Source organism: Draconibacterium sediminis, from assembly GCF_000949475.1.
GTDB classification, from domain to species: Bacteria; Bacteroidota; Bacteroidia; order Bacteroidales; family Prolixibacteraceae; genus Draconibacterium; species Draconibacterium sediminis.
The window spans coordinates 12492-36851 of the sequence record NZ_JRHC01000003.1 but is presented as its reverse complement, the minus strand read 5'-3'; the positions used below and the strand labels follow the sequence as shown (position 1 = coordinate 36851).

Here is a 24360-nt window from a genome sequence, read left to right as displayed (position 1 = left end):
ATGAAACCATTTATACAAGCTGAAAACCTCTCGAAACGTTGGGGAGAGTTAATGCTTTTTGAGAATATTTCCTTTACTGTTTTTGAAGGAGCAAAAGTTGCGCTTATTGCAAAAAACGGAACAGGAAAATCTTCCCTGCTCGATCTTCTGGCCGGAAAAGAATCGCCCGATGAAGGTGTGATCACCCTCACCAACGATGTTAAAATGGGCTATTTTGAGCAGATTCCTGACTTGAACCCAAACAACACCGTAATTGAGGAGGTTTTTGAAAGCGACAACGAAAAGATAAAAACCGTAAAAGCTTTCGAGCTGGCTGTGGCCCACAACAAACAGGATGAGATTACTGCTATTTCGGCAAAAATGGACGAGCTAAATGCCTGGGCTATCGAAGTGGAAATTAAGCAAATCCTGACTGAGCTAAAGATCAATTTCCTGGAGCAGAAAGTTTCAGAACTTTCGGGGGGGCAGCAGAAACGACTGGCACTGGCTAAAGTGCTGATCAACCAACCCGATTTGGTGATTCTTGACGAGCCAACCAACCACCTTGATCTGGAAATGATTGAATGGCTGGAAGCTTACCTTGAAAAAACAAGATCTACTTTGTTAATGGTAACGCACGACCGCTATTTTCTTGATCGCGTTTGTAACGAGATCATCGAAATGGAGGACAACCAAATTTACCGTTACCAGGGCAATTACTCGTATTTTTTGGAGAAACGCGAAGAACGAATTGCCATGCAACAGGCCAGCATTTCCAAAGCCAAAAACCTGATGCGTACCGAAATTGAATGGATGCGCCGCATGCCTAAAGCTCGGAGCCATAAAGCAAAATATCGTGTTGATGCGTTTCAGGAACTGAAAGACAAAGCCTCGCAGAATATTCGCGATGATAAGGTGGAAATGAGCGTGAAATCGGCGCGCTTGGGTAAAAAGATTGTTGAGCTGGAACATGTTTCAAAATCGTTCCCCGGAGTTAAACTGATCGAAGATTTTTCGTATAAATTTCAACGTTTCGAAAAAGTTGGAATTGTGGGTAAAAACGGTACCGGTAAATCGACTTTCCTGAACCTTTTAACGCAAACATTAACGCCCGATTCGGGTGCCATAGAAATTGGCCAAACGATAAAATTTGGCTACTACCGCCAGGAAGGAATTGCTTTCGATCCGCAGGAAAAAGTAATTGAAGCGGTTCAAAAAATTGCCGAGTTCATTCATTTTGAGGATGGAACGAAAATGAGCGCCACACAAATGTTGACGCATTTTCTATTCCCGCCGGAAACGCAATACAATTATATTGAAAAGCTGAGTGGTGGCGAGCAGCGCCGTTTATACCTGTGCACAGTGCTCATGCAAAATCCGAATTTCCTGATTCTTGATGAACCAACCAACGACCTGGATATTATGACGCTGAACGTGCTCGAAGATTATTTGCAGTCGTTTGCAGGTTGTGTGGTAGTGGTTTCGCACGACCGCTTTTTTATGGATAAAATTGTGGATCACCTTTTTGTCTTTGAGGGCGAAGGGGCGATTACTGACTTCCCGGGGAATTATACCGTATACCGCAACAAAGTAGAAGAAGAGGAACAAATAAAGGCCAAACAAGAGGCAAAAAAGAAAGCTGAAGCCAAAGCAAAATTGGAAACTGCTGCTAAACCTGCTCAAACGCAAACAAAAAAGAAATTATCGTTTAAAGAAAAACGTGAGTTTGAGCAGCTGGAAAATGAAATTCCTGAACTGGAAGAGCAGATTGGTGAGTTGGAAGATTTGCTCAATTCAGGCACCTTGAACCACGACGAATTATACGAAAAATCGTTGCAATTAGACGACATGAAATCGCAGCTTGACGAAAAAGAATTACGTTGGCTGGAATTAAGTGAATTGGGGTAAAAAATTACGGCTTAAATGTCTTCAAACTCTACGTTGGTGTAGTCTTTAACCGAAACTTCTTCCTCTTCAGCAACTTCCTCTGTATCGGCTTGTGCTTCAACGTCCTCTCTTATCTCTTCAGGTTGTTTGCCATGAATAAAATCAACTACTTCCTGCAGACTTTCGATGAACTTGGTGAAGTCTTCCCTGTATAAAAAGATTTTGTGTTTCTCGTACGAATATTTACCGTTTTCGCCAAAGCGCTTTTTGCTTTCGGTAATGGTTAAGTAGTACTCATCATTTCGAGTGCTTTTTACATCGAAAAAATAAGTTCTTTTTCCTGCACGAATAACTTTCGAATGAATCTCTTGCTTGAATTTGCTGTCTTTAAACTTAGCTCCCTCGTTAGTATCACCACTTTCCATTCTTCAATTTTTTGGTTTTTGGACTTAGTCAGGTTTCAAAAATAGAAAAATATTTGACAAATATTCAGAAACTGTCACGTAGCAGTTTTATTCGATGGCAAAAAATGCTATTTATATTGGTTCTACAAACAAATTTCCAAATCTAACCGTTTGGTAAACAGCATAAAAAAAGGGGACACATCAATGTCCCCTTTCAATAGAAGTATATCGTTTTATTTATAGATCTCTTTTTTTGCCGACAGCAAGGTATTTAACAACAACGAGGTACGTGTCATCGGTCCTACTCCACCCGGAACCGGAGTGATGTACGAACATTTTGGAGCTACCTCATCATACAAAACATCGCCTTTCAGTTTCCATCCCGATTTTGTTTTATCTGATTTTACACGTGTAGTTCCCACGTCGATAACAACAGCTCCTTCTTTAACCATATCAGCGGTTACAAACTCAGGAACTCCCATTGCTACGATTAAAATGTCGGCATTGGCACAAACCTCTTTAAGGTTGGCAGTGCGGCTGTGTGCAACTGTTACTGTGGCGTTAATCGCTTTCTGCGACATCAACACGCTCATCGGTCGGCCAACAATATTACTACGGCCTAAAACCACACAGTTTTTACCGCTGGTTTCGATGTTGTAACGTTTCAGCAATTCAACAATTCCGTATGGAGTTGCTGATACAAACGACGGCAGACCAATTACCATACGTCCAACGTTTATCGGGTGAAATCCGTCAACATCTTTTCTCGGATCGATTGCTTCAATTACTTTTTGCTCCGAAATATGTTTTGGCAGTGGCAACTGAACAATAAAACCGTCCAAATCGTCGTCATTATTCAATTCCTCAACCTTGGCAAGCAATTCTTCTTCGGTAACATCGTCTTCATAACGAATCAGCGAAGACTTAAAACCTACCGCCTCACAGTCTTTAATTTTGTAAGCAACATAGGTTTCGCTACCACCATCATGACCAACCAAAATAGCTGCCAAATGAGGTTGTTTTCCTCCGTTGTCGATTATTTGTTTAACCTCTTCTGCTATTTCCTGCTTGATTTCAGCAGCAACTTTATTTCCGTCGATCAAATTCATGTTGTTTAATTTCTCGCAAAGGCGCAAAAACGCCAAGTTTATAAAAGTTTGTTTACAATTCGTGTTATTCCGTTTTTTATCAGCGTCTCATTAAAGTTAATTAAGAGACCAAGTTTTAGATCAGTTAGCTTGAGATAGGTCAGTAACTGTTTCTTATGAACAGGAGCAACAGCTTCGACCGATTTCAATTCGACAATAACCCTATTCTCAACAATCAAATCTGATCGAAAACCTTCTCCAACAATTTGGTCCTTCCAGACAACTTGCACTGGTTTTTGTCTTTCGACTTTTAATCCCTGGCTTTTTAGCTCAAGGTATAAAATCTCTTCATAAACCGACTCAAGTAATCCTGGTCCAAGTTCAACATGTATCTCATAACAAGTGTTGACAATTATCTTTGAAATTTCATTTTCTGTCATCCCTTGTTCTTGTTTTTCTTTGCGACTCTGCGCCTTTGCGAGGGGTTTTCTAGAACTTCCGTCCCTGTCCCTGCATGCCGCTCATCATACGCTGAACGTTTTTCCCCTGCGACACCATACGCATCATTTTACGTGTTTCGCTAAACTGTTTCAACAAACGGTTTACTTCCTGGATATCGGTTCCCGAACCGTTGGCAATACGTTTTCTGCGGCCTCCGTTAATCAGCGATGGATTTTCCCGCTCAGCCGGTGTCATCGAGTAAATAATTGCTTCGATGTGCTTAAATGCATCATCGTCAATATCCATCCCTTTTAACGCTTTTCCCATGCCCGGAATCATTCCCATCACATCTTTCAGGTTACCCATCTTTTTAATCTGGCTAATCTGTTTCAGGAAATCGTTAAAATCAAATGTATTTTTCTGCAGTTTTTTCTGCAGGCGTTTTGCTTCTTCTTCATCAAATTGTTCCTGGGCTTTTTCAACCAGCGAAACAATATCACCCATTCCCAAAATACGGTCAGCCATACGATCGGGGTGGAAAACGTCGAGTGCATCAACTTTTTCGCCGGTACCCACAAACTTAATTGGCTTCTCAACCACCGCACGAATTGATAACGCCGCACCACCGCGGGTATCACCATCGAGTTTGGTAAGAACAACACCGTCGAAATCGAGACGGTCGTTAAACTCTTTTGCTGTGTTTACGGCATCCTGACCAGTCATCGAGTCAACAACAAACAGAATTTCATCCGGATTGATTGCTTTCTTCACTGCAGAAATCTCGTTCATCATCTGCTCGTCTACTGCCAAACGACCGGCGGTATCTACAATCACCACGTCGTTGCCATTTGCTTTTGCATGTTGAATTGCTGCTTTGGCAATTTTCACCGGATCCAAGTTTCCTTCTTCGGTATAAACCGGAACCTTTATCTGCTCGCCCAAAACTTTCAACTGATCGATTGCAGCCGGACGATAAACGTCGCATGCCACCAGCAGCGGATGACGGCCTTTTTTGCTTTTCAGCATATTTGCCAGCTTTCCGGAGAAAGTTGTTTTTCCCGAACCTTGTAAACCCGACATCAGAATTACTGCCGGTTTATTCTCAAGCTTGATATCGGCAAAAGTACCTCCCATCAATTCTGCCAGCTCGTCTTTTACGATCTTCACCATCATCTGCCCTGGTTTTACGGCAGACAAAACATCCTGCCCCAAAGCTTTGACTTTTACGTCGTCGGTAAATTTTTTGGCAATTTTAAAGTTAACGTCGGCATCCAATAAGGCACGACGAATATCTTTTAGCGTTTCCGCCACATTGATCTCGGTAATTTTCCCCTGCCCTTTCAGTAGTTTGAAGGACTTCTCCAGCCTGTCGCTTAAATTATCAAACATGCTTTTACTTCTTTTTGAAAATGAGGTGCAAAAATAGCAAAAACAACACAAAAGATGAAAGGAAATAGAAGCAAAAAGAAAAAGCATTTTTGATTTCTAAAAAACGGGCACAAAACTGCGGGGCAAATTTCTATTTTCATATTAACTCAGATTATCATAACTTGTAAACGCAAACTATTATTTCAGAACAAATACGCTTTTAAGTTTAACCATATATTAAAATTTACAACGAACATGAAAAAAGCAACTTTCACTGTATTATTTATTCTTGTGTCCATTATAAGCTTCGGGCAAAACCTCGACAATCAATTCTATTTCCGTTTCGGGTATTCGAGTCCTTCGTGGAAACAATTCGGATTGGAGGAACAGGACTGGAACGACCTGGGTATTACATCAAAGGCAGGAGCCAATTTTGAGTTGGGATCGATATTTTTGCTTAAACGCGTTATAAATCGCAACGATATGGCGCTAGGTATTAATGTAGACTACCTATATACCGTTTTCCATAATTTCGAAAATGAAGATGATGTGAATGGCGGTAGCCTCGGTGTTCTTCGTGCCGGGTCGAAAATTGGGCCGTCTTTTACTTACAGTCCGGTGGATAAACTGGAATTTGATGTTTATACAAAACTTGATTGTGCATGGGCAACAGGAGCGGTAATCTATTATTCAGATATGATTGACGATGCCGAGGACTTTTTTCTGGGTACAGTTGATTTTGGATTTTCAACCGGTTTAAACATTCGTTACGGAAAATTGATGCTTGGTGTGGAATTTAACACCATCAGCTCAGAACTGGAAAGCGATGATTATCCGGGGGTATATCTGCAACAATTCGTAGATGCGGAGTTTTCGGATAACCTTGGATCCGAAAAAAAATCGAAGCTTCCGTGTACCAATTTTACCGTTGGTTTGAGTTTCTAGATTAGTAACCAGTAATTTAACATGAAACCGCTCTGTATATCCTGTGCAGAGCGGTTTTTTATTTTCATCGCTTTCCTGCTTTTTAAACATTTGTGTCGGCAACATCTTAAAACCAGCCCTTATTCCACCCTAACAATCTGGTTTTCACCTAAATAATATTTCGCCAACCATTGTATTTAAGACATAATCGTCGTAAATTGCATTAAAGACTCTTAGGTCTTTATTTATTTTTGCAATCAATAATCCAAAAAACGCAACATGAAAACAAGGTTCTTATTCTTAAAAATGTTTGTATTATTCTCTGTAGCAGCGTTATATGCAGGCGCCACCGACCTTCCGAAAATGGAGATTTCGCAAAACGGAAATGAAGCTGCCTTACTGGCATTCAACTCCAACGTTCCCAAAACTTTCGAGATTACAGTCACGAATGAAAACAACGCAGTGGTCTTCTTTCACAAAACCACAAAAAAACTGGCCAGTTACAACGAAAATCTTGATTTTTCAGCATTGGGTAACGGCACCTACTGCATTTGTATCAATTACGGCAACCAAAGTCTGAATAACAAAATAATGGTTTCGGACAGTAAAATTACCACCGAAAATGTACAACATTTATATGAACCGTATATGAAACTGGATAACGGTCAACTGAATGTTTCCTTTCTAAATACGGCACAAAAAGGTGTTTTCCTGAACATTTATAAAAACGGAGAACATGTTTATGGGTATAACCTGGGTAAAAAATTAACGATTCATAAAAGCTACGACATATCGAACTTAACGAGCGGCGAATACCGCGTTGTAGTTACCGACGATTTTAAAGACCATATTTTTACTTTACGGAAATAGCGTAAATTTTCGTAGTTAACTGCAAACCACTCGGAAAGCCCCGGGTGGTTTTTTTGTTTTGTCATCTTCTTTTGAAATGAAAAGTTCCTTGTCTACCTTTGCGATTCAAGAAAACGAAATATGCAAAACAAAACCATAGATCTTATTGCCCGCAATCTGGGGCTGAACACCACCCAGGTTTTAAACACCATAAATTTACTGAATGAAGGCGCCACCGTTCCGTTTATTTCGCGCTACCGAAAAGAACGTACCGGCAGTCTCGACGAAGTGCAGGTGCTTCAAATTAAAGAGCAAAACGATAAGTATGCAGAACTTGCCAAACGCAAGGAAACCATTCTGAAAACCATTGATGAACAGGGGCAGCTAACGCCCGATTTGAAATCGCGAATTGAAGATTGTTTTGATTCGGTTGAACTGGAGGACATTTACCTGCCCTATAAACCGAAACGCCGCACAAAAGCTACCATCGCACGCGAAAAAGGATTGGAACCACTGGCCAAAATTATAATGAAACAGCTGGAACGCGATCCTGAATACCGGGCCAACCAGTTTTTAAACGACGAAGTACCATCAGTAGAAGACGCTCTTTCGGGTGCCCGCGATATAATTGCCGAATGGGTAAGCGAAAACGAACGTGCCCGGAATATCGTGCGTAAAGGTTTTGATCTGGGCGCTTACATCACCTCAAAAATAATTAAAGGAAAAGAAGAAGAGGCCGCCAAATACCGCGACTATTTTGATTGGAGCGAACCGCTGAAAAAATGTCCATCGCACCGGTTACTGGCCATGCGCAGGGGGGAAAACGAAGGATTCCTGCGTGTTTCCATTTCGCCAAATGAAGAGCGGGTGCTGGAAAACCTCGAACGATTTTTTGTAAAAGGAAACAACGACAGTGCGGAACAGGTAGCACTTGCCGTAAAAGATAGTTTGAAACGCCTCATCCAGCCATCGATTGAAACGGAATTTGCCAAATTATCGAAAGAAAAAGCTGATACTGAAGCCATAAACGTTTTTACCGAAAACCTGAAACAGTTGCTGCTGGCACCTCCGCTGGGCCAAAAACGAACACTGGCCATCGATCCGGGTTACCGTACTGGTTGTAAGGTAGTTTGTTTGGATGAACAGGGAAACCTGCTGCACAACGAAAATATTTACCCGCACAAACCACAGGAAGAAAAAAAGATGGCGGCCAAAAAAATTTCCTCGATGGTAGAAATTTACCAGATTGATGCCATTGCCATTGGAAACGGAACGGCCAGCCGCGAAACTGAAGCTTTTATAAAAAAGTTACGTTACAACCGCGAGGTGCGTGTTTACGTGGTGAGCGAAGATGGCGCTTCGGTTTATTCGGCCTCATCGGTGGCCCGACAGGAATTTCCGCAATATGATGTTACCGTGCGTGGGGCCATCTCCATTGGCCGCCGCTTGATGGATCCGCTGGCCGAGCTGGTAAAAATCGACCCGAAAAGTATTGGCGTTGGGCAATACCAGCACGATGTTGATCAGAAAAATCTGAAGAGCAGCCTGGATTCGGTTGTTGAAGTGAGTGTAAATTCTGTTGGCGTAAATTTAAATACCGCCAGCAAACACCTGCTAACCTACATTTCGGGTCTTGGTCCGCAGTTGGCTGAAAACATTACCACGTATCGAAAAGAGAACGGCATGTTCGAATCGCGCGACGCACTAAAGAAAGTGCCACGTATGGGGCCAAAAGCCTTTGAACAGGCTGCCGGATTCCTGCGAATTCCCGATGCCAAAAATCCGTTGGATAATTCAGGTGTGCATCCGGAATCGTACAAAATCGTATCGAAAATTGCCAAGGACCTGAAATGCGAAGTAAAAGACCTGATCAGAAATGAAGAGCTGATCTCGAAAATTGATTTCAAAAATTATGTGACTGCTGAAGTAGGCCTCCCTACCCTGACCGACATAAAAAACGAGTTGCTGAAACCGGGCCGCGACCCGCGAAAACCAATCAAGGTTTTTGAATTTGCCGATGGTATTTTCAACATCACCGATTTGCAGGTTGGTATGGTGTTGCCCGGAATTGTAAACAACATTACCAAGTTTGGAGCTTTTGTTGATGTGGGTATTAAAGAGTCGGGACTGATACATGTTTCGGAAATGGCCGATCGTTTTATTTCCGATCCCAACGAAATTGTAAAATTGCACCAACACATAAAAGTGCGGGTGAAAGAATTGGACATCCCACGCAAACGCATTCAATTGTCATTAAAAGGAGTTGAACAGGAATAAATGATGAGAACAACCAAAATATTTACGCTCCTTTTCTTGAGTGCCTTTCTGTTTTCGTGTGTAACAAAAAGCACTTCAGAGAAACGGAATCCGCATAATCTGCCAATTGTAAATTCAGTGGAAAAATACAAATCTCAGGTTGCAGAAAACCCGCACTTGGAATTGGTTGACCTGGAAAAGGAGCTAAATAATGTGGTTCTCGATATTCGTTACGCCACCAACAATAATTTTACGAAAGAAGTAATTTACCAATCGCCAAAAGCCTATGCCCGAAAACCGGTGGCGGCGGCTTTAAAATTGGTGCAGGATTCGCTGGCATTCCTTAATCTTGGCTTAAAAATTTACGATGCTTATCGTCCGTATGCCGCAACGCTTAAGTTTTATGAGGTGTATCCCGATCCTGATTTTGTTGCCAGCCCAAAAACCGGCTCCCGTCATAACCGGGGTTGTGCTGTTGATGTTTCGTTGGTGAATTTAACTACAAAGCAAGAACTTGAAATGCCTACTGCCTTTGATGATTTCTCGGAAAAAGCCCACTCAGATTATACCGATCTTCCGGAAGCAGCCCTGCAAAACCGCACCATTTTAATTGGTGTTATGTCTCATTTTGGATTTTCAGTGATTAGTTCTGAATGGTGGCATTTTGATTTTAAGGGCTGGGAAGATTTTCCTTTAATGGATCTTTCGTTTGAAGAGCTTACGAATTAGTGTCGGAATTATACGGATGGAAAGGTTTTTCAGGTGTTACAACCCAGAAAATAATATACACCAGCAAGCCGGGAAATCCGGCAGAGAAAAGCGATAGCAGCACATAAATTACTCGTATTAAAACCACATCCACCGAAAAGTATTCGGCAAAACCTGCCAAAACACCTCCAAGTACCCGGTTACGCGAACGATATAAACGATCTGCTGCCATTGCTATTCCGTGTATCTTTTGCTGAATAAAATCAGCGCGTTAACAACTACTCCTCGTCTTCGTCTTCTGCCAGAAGTTCTTCGTTTTCAAATTCTTTTTCCAAAAATTCTTCGGCTGCCTCAACCAATTCTGTAATAAATTTTTCATCTCCGGGCTCTCCGTCAATCCAGTGAATTTCCTGGTTGTTCCAGAAATCATCAATATCTGCTTCAATAATAAAACGCGGTGTTTCGGTGTGAACCACAAAAATAGTATCAGGAGTCTCCTGCGAATTGTCGGCTAATAAAAACTTTGGTAACATGATTAATTGTTTTTTATGTTGTTTACGCGAAATTACGACAAAATCCAATGGGTTTCGATAATGTTTAAAAGAATTTGAAAAGCAGGCTTAAAAACATGATCTGGCGTACTCCGCCAAACAAGCCACCACAAAAGATGACCTTTCTCAGGATTTAATAACATTTTAAAAATAAAAACCCTCATTTTTTAGCAAATTGAACAGGATTACTATTTTTAGCTCGATTTTTGAAACGAGCATACGACAATACCTTCAATCCGACGAAAAGAATTGGGCTATGCGGGTTTCAAAAGTTACCTTTTTGAATTAACAATTCAACGTATAAAAAAACTGCAAATAATGAACAAACTCAATGAGATTCTTTCTACCATCGACGGCCATATTGGAGGCTCGGAATGGTTTGTATTTCTATTACTCGGAACGGGTATCTTTTTTACCATTTATCTGAAATTTCCACAGTTTCGTTACCTGAAACATTCGCTGCGAATTGTAAGAGGGAAATTCGACAAAGAAGGCGACGTAGGCGACACTTCGCACTTTCAGGCCTTAACAACAGCCTTGTCGGGAACAGTGGGAACCGGAAACATTGCGGGAGTGGCGCTGGCCATTCACCTGGGTGGGCCGGCAGCACTTTTCTGGATGTTGGTAACAGCAGCACTGGGTATGACCACCAAGTTTGTGGAAGTTACCCTTTCGCATAAATACCGCGAAAAAGCTGCCGACGGAACAATTGCCGGAGGTCCGATGTATTTCATGAAAAAACGACTGAACATTCCCTTAAAAAACAATAAAATTTTAAAAACGGGTACTTTGCTCGGAGGACTTTTTGCAGTTGCAACCATTCTTTCATCGTTTGGTACCGGAAACCTGCCGCAAATTAACAGTATCTCCAACTCGCTGTTCGAAACATTTGGTATCAACCACATGGTAAGTGGCGGTATTTTGGCCGTATTGCTCGGGCTGGTGATTGTTGGTGGAATTAAACGTATTGCCAATGTTACCTCGAAACTGGTACCGCTTATGGCCATTGTTTATTTTATAGGTGCACTGGCCGTTATCACTTATAATTACGACAATATTATACCATCGATTGCGGCTATTTTTGGCGATGTTTTTAGTGGTTCGGCTGCTGTTGGCGGATTTTTGGGTGGAAGCATTGCTTTTGCTTTTAACCGTGGAGTAAACCGTGGATTGTTCTCGAACGAGGCAGGACAAGGATCGGCGCCAATTGCCCACGCCGCTGCCCGTGCCCACGAGCCGGTTTCTGAAGGTTTGGTTGCATTACTCGAGCCATTTATCGATACCATTATTATTTGTACTCTAACCGGGCTTGTATTGTTATCGTCGGGAGTTTGGACCGAAAAACACCAGAACCTTTTTCAGGAAACCGATATTGTGGTGCTCGACGGAACGTATTCGGAAGCTGATCAGAACGATGTTGACCAGTTACACAACTACCTGGTTGGAAAAGCAGATTTGACCATGTTCAACAATGTTCTCGAGGTACAAAACGGTGAAATTATCGACCAGCCAACAATTTTGCATGCCCGTTCAGTAGCCGAAGAAATTCGTGTTTTATTGGGTAACCAGCCTTATTCGGGCCAAATAAAAGTTACCGACGGAAAAATTGACAGAAGCCCCGAAAGCCCCAATCCAAAAGATTTGGCACTGGAAGGAAAATCGTTAATGCACAGTGCACCACTTACCACCATTGCCTTTACCAAAAGTTGGTTTGGCGATTACGGGAAATACATTGTTTCAATCGGCCTGTTGATGTTTGCTTTCTCTACCGCCATCAGTTGGTCGTATTACGGGGGACGTGCAGTTACCTATTTGTTTGGTGTTAAAGCCGAAGTTTGGTACCGTGTGGTTTATGTAATCGGCTTCTTTTTGGCTTCGTTTACCGACACCACAATCATCTGGACCTTATCGGGAATTACCATCGCCTTAATGACCATTCCTAACCTTATCGGTATCCTTTCGCTTTCAAAAGAAATGAAAAGCGAGGTAAAACTATTCTGGGTGGAATATGGCAAACGCTTCCCGGACGAGAAAGTACCGAAAGGATAGTGTTTAGAAAAAACGACCTCAATTTTACTAACAGAAAAGGATGTTATCTATTCAAAGAGATGACATCCTTTTTTCAATAAAAAGAAAATTACGACATTTGATTTATGAAAAAATTAATCCTGTTGCTAAGCTTTCTTTTTCTAATAATTACTGGTTGCCACCAAAAGAAAAGCATAAACTTTACACTTGTTTCCGAAAGCTACATTTCCGACACTTTGCAATATGCGCAATGTCACGCTTCATCGATAATTGAAACAAAAACTGGACTTTTGGTATCGTTTTTTGGAGGGCCGCACGAGCGACATCCCGAGGTTAGTATTTACACAGCTGCTTTTGAAAACGGACAATGGCAAAAACCACAAAAAGTAGCCGACGGCAAAGCTGATACAACGTCGTTCCCAACGTGGAATCCGGTTTTATTCAGAAGTGCAAACAATCAAATTGATCTTTTCTACAAAGTTGGCCCCAGCCCAAACGATTGGTGGGGAATGGTAATGCATTCGTCTAACGAAGGAAAAACCTGGTCGGCACCCGAAAAACTGCCGGACGGAATTCTTGGCCCGATCCGGAATAAACCGATTCAACTGTCTTCCGGTGTAATTCTTAGCCCGTCGAGCACCGAAGAAAGCCATGTGCTTTGGAAAGCACACATTGAACGATCGCAAGATGGCGGCCAAACCTGGACAAAAATTGCCATTCCTTCGCCCGATTCGGTAAAAGTTATTCAACCAACCTTGCTCGTTTACCCCGATCAACAAATCCAGGCACTTTTACGCAGCAACCAAAATGTTGTAATGGAAAGCTGGTCGCACGACGAAGGAAAAACATGGTCAGCAGTTCTGCCTACAACCATCCCGCATCCCAATTCGGGAATCGATGCTATTACCCTGCAATCGGGAGCAAAATTGATGGTCAACAATCCTCTGCCAGGTGGCGATTCGTGGGAAGCGGGAAGAAACAAACTCGATCTTTATTATTCCACCGATGGGAAATTGTGGAAAACAATCATGCATCTGGAAAATGAACAGGAAGGAGAATTCAGTTATCCTTGTATTATTCAAACAACTGATGGATTAATTCACATTTCGTACACCTACAACCGCAGGCAAATTAAACATGTTGTTTTGCGCGAATCATAGCCCAAAAGTAAGGTTCTGGAAGATTGACATGAATTATTGAACTGACAAATTGTTCAATCGTCAAATTGTATTCTCCTATTGTGTCCTATGTGTTTAATGTGTTTCGAAACTTAGCGTCATTGCGCCTTTGCGAGAGAAATTTGAAAACTGTATTTTTGCAGCTGATTAAGAAAAGGCTATGCAAAACATTTATCCAAATAATTTCGAGGCAAAAATTGGTTTCGACCGCATTCGTGAAATGCTTACCAACAAGTGCATCAGCACCATGGGAGACGAATGGGTGCAGGAAATGCACTTTCAAACGTCATACGACACCATTTTGCAACAACTGAATGAGGTAAATGAGTTTTGCAGAATCATTCGCGAATTCGATAGTTTCCCGGCCACACATTTTTACGATCTGCGCGAGGCTTTGAAAAAAATCCGGTTGGAAGGCCGTTTCCTCGAACCGGAAGAATTGTTTGACCTGAAACGTTCGCTCGAATCGGTACGTGCCATCGTAAACTTCTTTTCGAAACAGGAAGAAGAAGCCTTCCCTATCCTAAAGCAAAAAACATCGCGGGTGCAGGTGTTTCCGTACATCTACGACCGTATCGATGTGATCATCAATAAATTTGGAAAGATCCGCGACAACGCATCGCCCGAGCTGGCACAAACCCGCCGCAGTATTATGAACATGCAGTCGAACATGTCGAAACGTTTGCATGCCATTTTAAAACAGGCTCAAAAAGATGGCTGGGTGGAAGATGATGCCTCGGTATCAATCCGCGACGGACGTGCCGTAATACCTGTTGCTGCAGCCAACAAACGCAAACTTAAAGGTATTGTTTACGACGAATCGGCTACCGGAAAAACATCGTATGTTGAGCCCAACGAAATCGTGGAAATGAACAATGAGATTCGCGAACTGGAATACGCCGAACGCCGCGAGATCATTAAAATACTTACCAATTTTGCCAACGATATTCGTCCATATCTGGAAGAACTGTCTTACTCGTACGACTTCCTTGGCGAAATGGATTTTATTCGGGCAAAAGCTTTGCTGGCCGTTGAATTTGATGCCATCCGCCCCGAATTTAAAGAGGAGCCGATAATTGAATGGTACAATGCCATTCACCCCTTGCTTTTAAAAACATTACAAAAGGAAAACCGCAAAATTGTTCCGCTCGATATAAAACTTACCGACGATAAACATATCCTGTTGATTTCCGGACCAAATGCCGGTGGAAAATCGGTTTGCCTGAAAACTACCGGCTTGCTGCAATACATGTTGCAATGTGGCTTGCTTATTCCGGTTAACGAAGCCAGTAAAACAGGGGTTTTTGAACAACTTTTTATTGATATCGGCGATGAGCAATCGATGGAAAACGACCTGAGTACCTACAGTTCGCACCTGATGAACATGAAACATTTTGTGCGCAACTGTAACGAAAAAACGCTGATCCTGATTGATGAATTTGGTACAGGAACCGAACCCATGCTGGGTGGTGCAATTGCCGAATCGATTCTGGAGAAACTAACAGAACTGGGTACTTTTGGCGTAATTACCACGCACTACACCAACCTCAAACACTTTGCATCGTCGGCCGAGGGGATTATAAACGGAGCCATGCTTTACGATTCGCAAAATATGAATCCGTTGTTTAAGCTGGATATTGGCAAACCGGGCAGTTCGTTTGCTTTTGAGATTGCACGAAAAATCGGATTGCCTGAAGATATTTTGGAGCATGCCACCGAAAAAGTGGGAAAAGACCATATTGATTTCGACCGTAACCTGCGCAAAATTAACCGCGACAAACGCTACTGGGAAACGAAGCGAATGAAGATTCGTAAGGTGGAAAAGATTATCGACGACACGGCGGAAACCTACGAGGCCGAATTGCAGGAGATACAAAAGCAGCGAAAAGAGATTCTGAAAAAAGCCAAAGAAGAAGCCGATGCTTTGCTGAAAGGTGTAAATAAACGAATTGAGAATACCATTCAGGAAATAAAAAAGGCCCAGGCCGACAAAGAAAAAACAAAAGAGGCACGCGCCAAACTGGGCGATCTGAAAAAGGATATCGACCGTAAAACAACGGGGAACGATTCGCAGATCTCTAAAAAGATGGAGCAACTGCGCCAGAGGGAAGACAACCGGAACAAACACCGCCCCGACGAGTCGAAAAAGCCGGTAAGCAAAGAAAAGCTGGAGCAAAGTGCAGAAATGCGCCCCGGCGATAAAGTGCGTTTAAAAGGTCAGGATACCGTTGGCGACCTAATTGAAATTAACGAAAAAAATGCGGTGGTTGCTTTTGGCCAGTTAATGACAACAATGCCAAGTAAAAACCTGGAACGAATTAGCAAAAACGAGGCGAAAAAGCTGGATAAAAACCGTGGTGGTCGGGCATCTGTTCTTACTGAAGGTTTCTCGGAACGCCGCCTGAGTTTTAAACCCGAAATTGATATAAGGGGGCAACGCGTGGAAGAAGCTATTTCCAAAATCACCGAATTTATCGACGAGGCAATTATGTTTGAGGCTGGCCAGTTACGCATTCTTCACGGTAAAGGACACGGGATTTTAAAACAAAGTATCCGCGATTATTTGCGTTCGGAACCCATGGTTCGCAGCTATAAAGATGAGCATGTTGACTTTGGCGGCGCCGGAATTACCGTGGTGAATTTAGCGTTATAAACCAAGCTTATAGATAAAAGCAAATTTGCGTTTTCAGCGAAATCTGCGAGAAACATCATCATGAAAAGCAACTTCAAAGTAATAGCATTTGATGCCGACGATACCCTTTGGGTAAACGAAACATTCTTTCGCGAAACCGAGGAAAAGTTTTGTGCCTTGTTATCGGATTTCAGCACTTCGGACGAAATCATGGAAGTGCTTTACACCACCGAAATACAAAACCTGGAAGAATACGGTTACGGCACCAAAGGTTTTGTTTTATCGATGATAGAAACCGCACTGAAAATCACTGGCAACAAAGTACCTCAGCAAACTTTGGAGCAGATTATTGAATTGGGTAAAACACAAATCAATCAGCCGGTAGAATTACTCGACGGGGTTGTTGATACACTGGAATATCTGCAGCAAAAAGGCTATAAATTAATTGTTGCTACCAAAGGCGATTTGCTCGACCAGGAACGAAAATTGCAAAAATCAAAACTCGAAAAATATTTTCATCATGTGGAAGTGATGAGCAACAAAAAACCTGCCGATTACCAGAAACTCATCAATCACCTGGAAATTTCTCCAGAGGATTTTCTAATGATCGGAAATTCGTATAAATCAGATATTGAACCGGTACTGCAACTCGGTGGTTTTGGCATTCATATTCCTTTTCATATTACCTGGATTCACGAAAAAGCGGAAGAAATGGAAGAGCACCCGAACTGGATAAAACGATCAAACTTGGCTGAAATAAAAACGCTGCTATAGTTGCATCAACAAACGATAATCCTTCAGACTCATCGCATGTCGGTTTAGTGCCAAATATTAGTTATTTTAGCCATAAACTAAACCAACAATAATGAAAAACCTGCTACTTCTTCTTTTTCTATTTTTATTATTATCGTGTTCACACAAACCATACGAAACAAAACCCAACATCATAATCATATTAACCGACGATCAAGGTTGGGGAGACTTAAGCTGTAACGGAAATACAAACATAAAAACTCCAAACATTGATAAGCTGGCTGAAACCGGTGTTACTTTCGACCGTTTTTACGTTTGTGCCGTTTGCTCGCCTACCCGGGCTGAACTGTTAACAGGACGGTATCATGTGCGCAGTGGTGTTTGGTCAACCGGAGCCGGTGGAGAAAGAATGGATCTTGATGAAACAACGCTGGCCGAGGTATTTAAAAATGCCGGATATACCACCGCTGCTTATGGGAAATGGCACAATGGCATGCAGGCCCCCTACCACCCAAACTCCAGGGGTTTTGATGACTTTTATGGCTTCTGCTCCGGTCATTGGGGAAACTATTTCAGCCCAATGTTAGAACACAATGGCGAAATTGTAACAGGTAATGGTTTTATCATCGATGACTTCACACAGAAAGGCCTGAATTTTATAGAGGAAAATAAGGATCAACCATTTTTGTTGTATTTGCCATTTAATACACCCCATTCGCCAATGCAGGTACCCGATAGATTCTGGGAAAAATATAAAAACAAAAACCTTGAAATGTTTAACCGAAATAAGGAGAAGGAAGACACCCTGTTTACAAAAGCTGCTTTGGCCATGTGCGAAAACATCGATTGGAATGTCGGTCGCATAGCTCAAAAACTTGAAGAACTGGAACTGACTGAGAATACGATCATTCTATATCTCTCAGATAACGGCCCAAATAGTGTTCGCTGGAATGGTAACATGAAAGGCAAAAAAGGATCTACTGATGAAGGTGGAGTGCGTTCTCCACTTATTATGAAATGGAAAGGAAATTTTAGTCCCGGAAAAGAAATCAGTGAAATTGCCAGCGGAATAGATTTGCTCCCCACGCTGGCAGAATTGGCCGGAATTAATATGGACATAAAAAACCCGCTTGACGGTATAAGCTTAAAACCTTTACTAATGGACGATGCCACAGAATGGAAGGATAGGATAATTTATAATTATTGGGGTGGCAGATTAAGTTTAAGATCTCAGAAATTCAGACTCGATCATGAAAACAAACTTTTTGATATGGAAAATGATCCGGAACAATATTTTGATGTATCTGAAAAATATCCAAATGAATATCAGGAACTACTGATAGCAAAAACAAACTGGCAAAAAAATGTAGCAAGCGAATTGGATATAAATGCAGATCGTCCCTTTCCGATAGGTCATCCAAGTGTATTTCAAACCCAACTTCCGGCGCGTGATGCAATTGCTACCGGTAATATAAAAAGGTCAAACAGGTGGCCAAACAGTTCATTTCTGCTTAACTGGACAAGTACTGAAGACAAAATAACTTTTGATGCAGAAGTCTTAAATTCAGGAAATTATGAAGTTGAATTATTTTATACCTGCCCTGAAGAACAAATCGGCTCAACTATAAAACTTAGCTTTAATGAAGCAGTTCTCGAATTCAAAATCGACGAAGCATTTAACTCCCCGTTATTGGATAATATGGATATATATCCCCGAGCAGAGGGATATGTAAAACAATTTAAGAGGAAAAAAGTCGGAAACATCTACCTTGAAAAAGGAAAGGGATTATTAACCATGCAGGCAACCTTTATTCCCGGCAGCGAGGCAATGGATTTTCGATTAGTTCTTCTTCGGAAAATTTAATTTCGCTTGAACCATTTGATAGCGTTATCTTTTTATTGATAAAAGAAAATTTATGAAAAAAGTAACAGGCATCGGCGGAATCTTTTTCAAAACAAAAGATCCGGAAAAGATGAAAAATTGGTATAGTGAAAACCTGGGTCTGGTAACAAACGAATACGGTTCGGTTTTTGAATTCCGGAAATCGGATTCGCCGGATGAAAAAGCCTACTCGGTTTGGAGTCCGTTTAAAGATGATACCAACTATTTTCAACCTTCGGAGAAAGAATTTATGATCAACTACAGGGTTGAAAATATTGAAAAGTTGGTGACTGATTTGCAAGAAGCAGGGGTAACAATTTGCGATGAAATTGAATCATATGAGTATGGAAAGTTTGTTCACATCCTCGATCCTGAAAACAACAAAATAGAACTTTGGGAACCGGTTGATGAAGTTTTCCAGTCGATGTACGAAGGAAAAACCACAAAATAGTATCTTGCAAAAAAATAACAATTACTATGAGACCCGGATTTCTAATAATACTGTTTTCGTGGCTGTTTTCCTTCACTGTGCAAGCTTCAGCTTCCGAAATTCCAAACGACACCACATACATTTTTCTAAAAGATTACGGTTTATACAAAACCCGGAAAAACAATGCCATTAAACACTTTTATAAAGCACTGGAAGATCTGAAAACCGATCAACCAAAAGTACTGGTATTCTCCACCGGCACTTACCATTTTTATCCCGATGATTGCAAAACCAAAGTTTATTACCAGGCAAACACCTTAAATGCAGGTCCGAAAGTTTGTGCATTTCATTTTGAGAATATTAAAAACCTGGTAATCGACGGGCGCGGCAGCCACCTGATCTTTCATCAGGAAATGCAGCCCTTTACCTTCGACAATTGTGAAAACATTACCCTTAAGAATGTTACGATTGACTGGGAACAACCTTTTATTGCCCAGGCTGAAGTTTTACGGGCGACCGACCTTTATATTGACATTGCCTTGAATCCCAGAGAAACACCCTATCATTTAGAGGAAGGGAAGATTTATTTTGATGTGGGAAATGGCCGGACCAACGAATGGGAAAAAACCTTGGAGTTCGACCGAAACGGCAGATTCATTGTTCCTCATACCGGCGACAACCCTTGTTTGGGCGAAGACTGGGAGGCTTATACTGCCGAGGCTACAATGCCCGGAATTGTTCGCCTTCATTTTAACTTTAAACGCAAGCCCCAAATTGGGAATTTCCTGGTAATGCAACATGCCACGCCAACACACGCAGGTATTTTTATTTCCGAATCGGAAAACATTGCCATTGAAAATACAAGATTGTATCATGCTGCGGGTTCGGGTATTTTGTCGCAATACAGCAAAAATCTGGAGTTCGACCGGTACCAGGCAGTCCCTAACCGTTCTAAAATACGTTACTTTGGAGGAGGCTTTGACGGATTGCGGATAGTAAATTGTCAGGGCAAGGTTTGGGTTAACAATTGCACCTTTGAGGGCCTTGTTAATGAGCCTGTTTATGTTTATGGCATCAGCGTTCGTGTTGACGAAGTTATATCGGGAAACGAGGTGAAATGCAGCCACCTGGATAAACAAAGTGAAATTCAGAACTGGGCTCGTCCGGGAGATCAGGTAAATTTTGTTGGAGCTGACATTACGAGCACGGTTAAAACGATAACACCCATCGATGACATGCAATTTTCGTTACTTCTGGATCAACCAATACCAACAAACCTGCAAGCCGGAGCTTGTATTGAAAACCTGAGCTGGACACAGGACCTGACAATAAGGAACAGCAATTTTAAAAGTAGCAGAGCCAGTGGCATTGTACTGGCTACTCCCGGAAAAGTATTAATTGAAAACAATACGTTCGAATCCAGCGGAAGCGCCATACTAATTGCAGGCGATGCAAATACTTCGCTTAAAACAGGCGGTGTAAGCGATGTATCCATATCGGGGAATATATTTACCTCCTTATGTAATTCAAGTACTTACAGGTACAATGAAGCAGTTATTTCCATCAATCCAGTCATTCCTGCTTTAAATGATAATAATCCAGGTTATCACCGAAATATAAGCATTCAGCATAATCAGTTCGATCCTTTTGATTATCCTTTACTTTATGCACTTTCTGCTGAGGCACTGTCTTTTAAGGGAAATACCATAACCAGAAATTACGATTTTTCGCCGTTTCATAACCGGCTTTATACTTTTAGTCTTGAGTATTGTAAACTAATAGAAATTATCGGCAACAACATTTCGGATGATGTACTGGGGCGAAATATTTATTTGAAAAGGACCCCTGAAAATGAATTAAAAACGGATATGGAATCCATCTTCACATTTGAAAAGTACTGATTACTGAGTAACAACTTCATAAAAACTGATTACCGACGTAAAATAGACGGAATCGGGTGTTGCCGTTGTAACTTTCTCTTTTAATGTTTTACTTTTACCAACGGACGCAATAATCTTAGCATATTAAAATACTGTGGTGATCCATTTAAGGATGGTTCTACTTTTTCAGTACACTTTTTGAAGTGGTTTGTAAATACAAAACCGTTCATGTTGATGAACGGTTTTTTTATGGTGGCCAGCCTTTAATTATCTTTTGTTTTTACTGCCCCTATGAAATCTTATTAACATAACGTTAAAAAAGAAGCAAAAAGAAAGGGTAGAACTTAAGGACGCTTTTTAGTGATGATTGATAATTTACAAACCCCTTTATACAGAACCAATCAAATTAGAAGTCGTTCTACCCTGTTATACAAACCCTATATTTTTATTTTCCTAATTTGTCCTATTAATAGCAATCGGTGTTCCAAAAATCCTTACTTATTGATTTTCTGACACTTAGATGTGCCAAACTTTTTATTTACGTTTTCATTTTGGGACAATTTTCTCAATATAGAACATAAAACGGACAGCCTCACCGCTGCTGTTTGTCAATATTGCGTCAGTAATTCACCATCCAGATGCATAAAATGAAATGATGCGATTAAAATAAATAAGCGAAGGAGCAATAAGCCGCACTCACCCCTACTTAATTTTAAAGTACCACATTAAAATATGGGAAGCCATAAAAAACAAAAGGCAACTCAACAGTTGCCTTTTTATATTTCTTACGTCCTCGTAAGATGTAAAAGAATTGTGCCTAATTTTAATTGAATCGCAAAAGTGAAATTGAAAAGGGTAATTGAATAAAGCCCTAACCAATTTTTTTTCTTCCCTAACAAATTATCTGTGCGATTATTGTTATTTCAAAATTACAAATTCAAATACAGAAAACCTCGGAACTGCCTGTCATTTCAGCCTATTTCAGCAAACTACCTAAAATCTGATAGGTATTTTGAACACCCGGGATAAGCCAACTTCTTCCTTGATTTTATCTTTTTTGTAAAAGTACGTTGGAGCTAAAAACATGTTTGGGATTTGGCAAAAAAAAGAAAGGGCAGTTCAACAACTGCCCTTATTAATGTTAACCCCCAAACACACAATAGGTCGGAACGACCTATCACCAACAAAGAAAATAATTCTTTTTAATTTACACAAATAAATATATCCAAATCCGTAAAATTTAGGCAAATCACCTATTGTGCTCTCAGCATTTTTAACCCCTTGATTATCTGTCATGTTCATTTCATTGTATTTATAAAAAAGGCCCGGAATCAGATTCCGGGCTTACAGTTTTCTTACATCGAAGATTCGTTACTAATAGCCTACCTTTCTTCCAGCAAGGCCATTAAAGCTTCGTATGCTTCTAAGTTTTTTGTCTGGGCAAGATATTCTGCATTCAGATCAAGAGTACCCAGTTCCAATAAACGGCTCCAGTCTTCCCGTGCTCCTGCAACGTTTCCTCTTTCATAACGGCAAAGTCCACGCATAACAAGAAGACTCTGATCGTAAGGCATGTAGGTGATTCCTTTTGTAAATAGTCGTTCAGCCTTTTTCGATTTTCCTTTTTCAAAAAAACATTCTGCTCCCTGTGTGAAACAGCTGGTAGCTACTTTAAGAAATTTTTTATTCGTTTCTTCAGCATTTCCCGACAATGAGAATACAATAGAAACTTCCTGCTCCATTGCAACGGGAATACCATCTCTAATACCTGGTTTCCACATTCCATTTGTCGATTTCAGCACACGTACCAGTTCATCATCTATTTCAGGGCAAACACCATTTACGATGTCGATATTGCTTACTATCCCGTGAGCACTTACGTTGAACTTAATTACTTCTGTTCCTTCCTTACCGCAACGTTCCGCATTATCCGGATATTGAACTTTCTCCGAAAGATAACGTTGCAAATAATTGGCATCAATATTCGAAAAATCAACATAGTTTTCAATTCCGGTAAAAGCTGGTGGAGAGATCGCTACTTCATCAAAAGAAACTTTTGGGGTATCATTTTGACCAACTGCCAGCAAACAAATAAATATTGCCAGCATAATAAATAGTACTTTTTTCATGGCTTTCGGTATTTAATTAACATTAATAAGTAGGTTTCTGAATACTTTTCCTCCTTTCCTAAACAGAAACTTTTAGTATTCAAGTTACGCCGAAATGAAGAATAAACTCTTGAAAATATGTTGCATTCATTACACCAGTTTCCAAATTCTTTAAACTATGAGCGCGAATTGAAACTATGTCGTATTAATGAAACCAACAATTGATTTTGAATGAATTCTGTAAGTTGTGTATTCACCAGTTGTTTCCCTTCCTGATGGAGCTTAATAAAAATACTTTTATTGTTCAACCCAGAATATCCGGTGTTGCAATTTTCGTCTGCTGCTTAAATCCAGAACCAAAGAAAAAGTAGCAAAATAACGAGCAATATAACGACAATAATGACCCAAATATGACGGTTTAGCCGGTGGTATAAATTGGGACAGGGTTTTATTCTTCTGCCAGATTTGAATTCTGTTTCAGGTTTATTCTGCCAATTAGGGAAGTGTTTATGGGCACCCGGCGAATGACCAAAATAATCGTGAAAACACTTGTTAAAATAGCTGGCGCTACTAAAACCAACCTTGTAGGCTATTTCTGAAACAGTATTATTATTTTCTTTTAGCAACTCGCTTGCATGAAGCAAACGTGTTTCGCGAATAAAACAACTGGCTGATTTGCCGGTGAGACTTTTTAATTTCCGGTGTAACTGCGATCGGCTTAACCGGACTTCTTTTGCCAAAACATTTACCCCAAAATCATCTTCCGACAATTTTTGTAACACGATCCTACGTAGTTCAGATAAAAACTCAGAATGTGGCGAAGCATAATTATTTTCATGTTGACGGAACACGTAATTTTTGGTTAATAGTAATCATCTTTCCCTGCATTTGGAACAGGATGGAATTAAATCGTATTAGCATACGAAATTTTGCAAAAAAAGATTTAAGCAACAATTGTAATGTTGGTTAGGAAAGGATATGAAATGGGAAGTTGATAAAACAAAATGGTGAATT

20 protein-coding genes are annotated in these 24360 nt (G+C 40.8%); 12 read left to right on the top strand and 8 right to left on the bottom strand.

Annotated features, from left to right (window positions below; all coding sequences use genetic code 11):
- Positions 1-1887, top strand: coding sequence for an ABC-F family ATP-binding cassette domain-containing protein (locus LH29_RS12595; RefSeq protein ID WP_045030367.1), 1887 nt, complete (start codon positions 1-3; stop codon positions 1885-1887).
- An 11-nt stretch (positions 1888-1898) separates the two neighbouring features.
- Here LH29_RS12595 and LH29_RS12590 read toward each other — a convergent pair whose 3' ends face one another.
- From LH29_RS12590 to ffh, 4 genes are all read right to left on the bottom strand, one after another.
- On the bottom strand, positions 1899-2291 hold the full coding sequence (locus LH29_RS12590; RefSeq protein ID WP_045030366.1) for a DUF3276 family protein: 393 nt from the start codon (positions 2289-2291) through the stop codon (positions 1899-1901).
- 212 nt (positions 2292-2503) lie between these two features.
- The gene (gene folD, locus LH29_RS12585; RefSeq protein WP_045030987.1) at positions 2504-3379 is read right to left on the bottom strand and encodes a bifunctional methylenetetrahydrofolate dehydrogenase/methenyltetrahydrofolate cyclohydrolase FolD; all 876 of its coding nucleotides are present in this window, start codon (positions 3377-3379) and stop codon (positions 2504-2506) included.
- A 38-nt stretch (positions 3380-3417) separates the two neighbouring features.
- On the bottom strand, positions 3418-3798 hold the full coding sequence (locus tag LH29_RS12580) for a GxxExxY protein (protein ID WP_045030362.1): 381 nt from the start codon (positions 3796-3798) through the stop codon (positions 3418-3420).
- A 49-nt stretch (positions 3799-3847) separates the two neighbouring features.
- Positions 3848-5188, bottom strand: a complete 1341-nt coding sequence (ffh, locus tag LH29_RS12575; protein ID WP_045030360.1) for a signal recognition particle protein — start codon at positions 5186-5188, stop codon at positions 3848-3850.
- A 234-nt stretch (positions 5189-5422) separates the two neighbouring features.
- Between ffh and LH29_RS12570 the strand changes: the two genes are divergently transcribed.
- The 4 genes from LH29_RS12570 to LH29_RS12555 all read left to right on the top strand — a co-directional run bounded on the left by LH29_RS12570 (position 5423) and on the right by LH29_RS12555 (position 9925).
- Positions 5423-6112, top strand: a complete 690-nt coding sequence (locus tag LH29_RS12570; RefSeq protein WP_045030358.1) for a hypothetical protein — start codon at positions 5423-5425, stop codon at positions 6110-6112.
- 258 nt (positions 6113-6370) lie between these two features.
- Entirely contained in the window at positions 6371-6961 is a 591-nt protein-coding gene (locus LH29_RS12565) for a hypothetical protein (protein WP_045030356.1), read from the top strand.
- Positions 6962-7081: 120 nt separating this feature from the next.
- Complete coding sequence (locus tag LH29_RS12560; protein ID WP_045030355.1) at positions 7082-9217, top strand: Tex family protein; 2136 nt, start codon at positions 7082-7084, stop codon at positions 9215-9217.
- Complete coding sequence (locus tag LH29_RS12555; protein WP_045030353.1) at positions 9218-9925, top strand: M15 family metallopeptidase; 708 nt, start codon at positions 9218-9220, stop codon at positions 9923-9925.
- Here LH29_RS12555 and LH29_RS12550 read toward each other — a convergent pair.
- Both LH29_RS12550 and LH29_RS12545 read right to left on the bottom strand, forming a co-directional pair.
- Positions 9915-10136: a PspC domain-containing protein gene (locus LH29_RS12550; RefSeq protein WP_045030351.1), complete on the bottom strand. Its 222-nt coding sequence runs from the start codon at positions 10134-10136 to the stop codon at positions 9915-9917. The two genes, LH29_RS12555 and LH29_RS12550, sit on opposite strands and share 11 nt — an antisense overlap.
- Before the next feature lie 46 nt (positions 10137-10182).
- Complete coding sequence (locus tag LH29_RS12545) at positions 10183-10437, bottom strand: hypothetical protein (RefSeq protein ID WP_045030985.1); 255 nt, start codon at positions 10435-10437, stop codon at positions 10183-10185.
- A 336-nt stretch (positions 10438-10773) separates the two neighbouring features.
- Between LH29_RS12545 and LH29_RS12540 the strand changes: the two genes are divergently transcribed.
- The 7 genes from LH29_RS12540 to LH29_RS12510 all read left to right on the top strand — a co-directional run bounded on the left by LH29_RS12540 (position 10774) and on the right by LH29_RS12510 (position 21259).
- Positions 10774-12504, top strand: a complete 1731-nt coding sequence (locus LH29_RS12540; RefSeq protein WP_045030983.1) for an alanine/glycine:cation symporter family protein — start codon at positions 10774-10776, stop codon at positions 12502-12504.
- Between the two features lie 104 nt (positions 12505-12608).
- Complete coding sequence (locus LH29_RS12535; RefSeq protein WP_045030349.1) at positions 12609-13643, top strand: sialidase family protein; 1035 nt, start codon at positions 12609-12611, stop codon at positions 13641-13643.
- Positions 13644-13821: 178 nt separating this feature from the next.
- Entirely contained in the window at positions 13822-16314 is a 2493-nt protein-coding gene (locus LH29_RS12530; RefSeq protein WP_045030346.1) for an endonuclease MutS2, read from the top strand.
- A gap of 60 nt (positions 16315-16374) precedes the next feature.
- Complete coding sequence (locus tag LH29_RS12525) at positions 16375-17067, top strand: HAD family hydrolase (RefSeq protein ID WP_045030343.1); 693 nt, start codon at positions 16375-16377, stop codon at positions 17065-17067.
- Between the two features lie 91 nt (positions 17068-17158).
- Positions 17159-18910: an arylsulfatase gene (locus LH29_RS12520; protein WP_082063684.1), complete on the top strand. Its 1752-nt coding sequence runs from the start codon at positions 17159-17161 to the stop codon at positions 18908-18910.
- 52 nt (positions 18911-18962) lie between these two features.
- Positions 18963-19379, top strand: a complete 417-nt coding sequence (locus tag LH29_RS12515; protein ID WP_045030342.1) for a VOC family protein — start codon at positions 18963-18965, stop codon at positions 19377-19379.
- Positions 19380-19405: 26 nt separating this feature from the next.
- On the top strand, positions 19406-21259 hold the full coding sequence (locus LH29_RS12510) for a right-handed parallel beta-helix repeat-containing protein (protein ID WP_045030341.1): 1854 nt from the start codon (positions 19406-19408) through the stop codon (positions 21257-21259).
- Positions 21260-22620: 1361 nt separating this feature from the next.
- On the opposite strand, the gene LH29_RS23840 is transcribed toward LH29_RS12510, so the two are convergent.
- Both LH29_RS23840 and LH29_RS12500 read right to left on the bottom strand, forming a co-directional pair.
- Positions 22621-23367, bottom strand: a complete 747-nt coding sequence (locus LH29_RS23840) for an energy transducer TonB (RefSeq protein WP_052670888.1) — start codon at positions 23365-23367, stop codon at positions 22621-22623.
- 323 nt (positions 23368-23690) lie between these two features.
- Complete coding sequence (locus LH29_RS12500; protein WP_045030339.1) at positions 23691-24128, bottom strand: helix-turn-helix domain-containing protein; 438 nt, start codon at positions 24126-24128, stop codon at positions 23691-23693.
- Between the last annotated feature and the right edge of the window lie 232 nt (positions 24129-24360).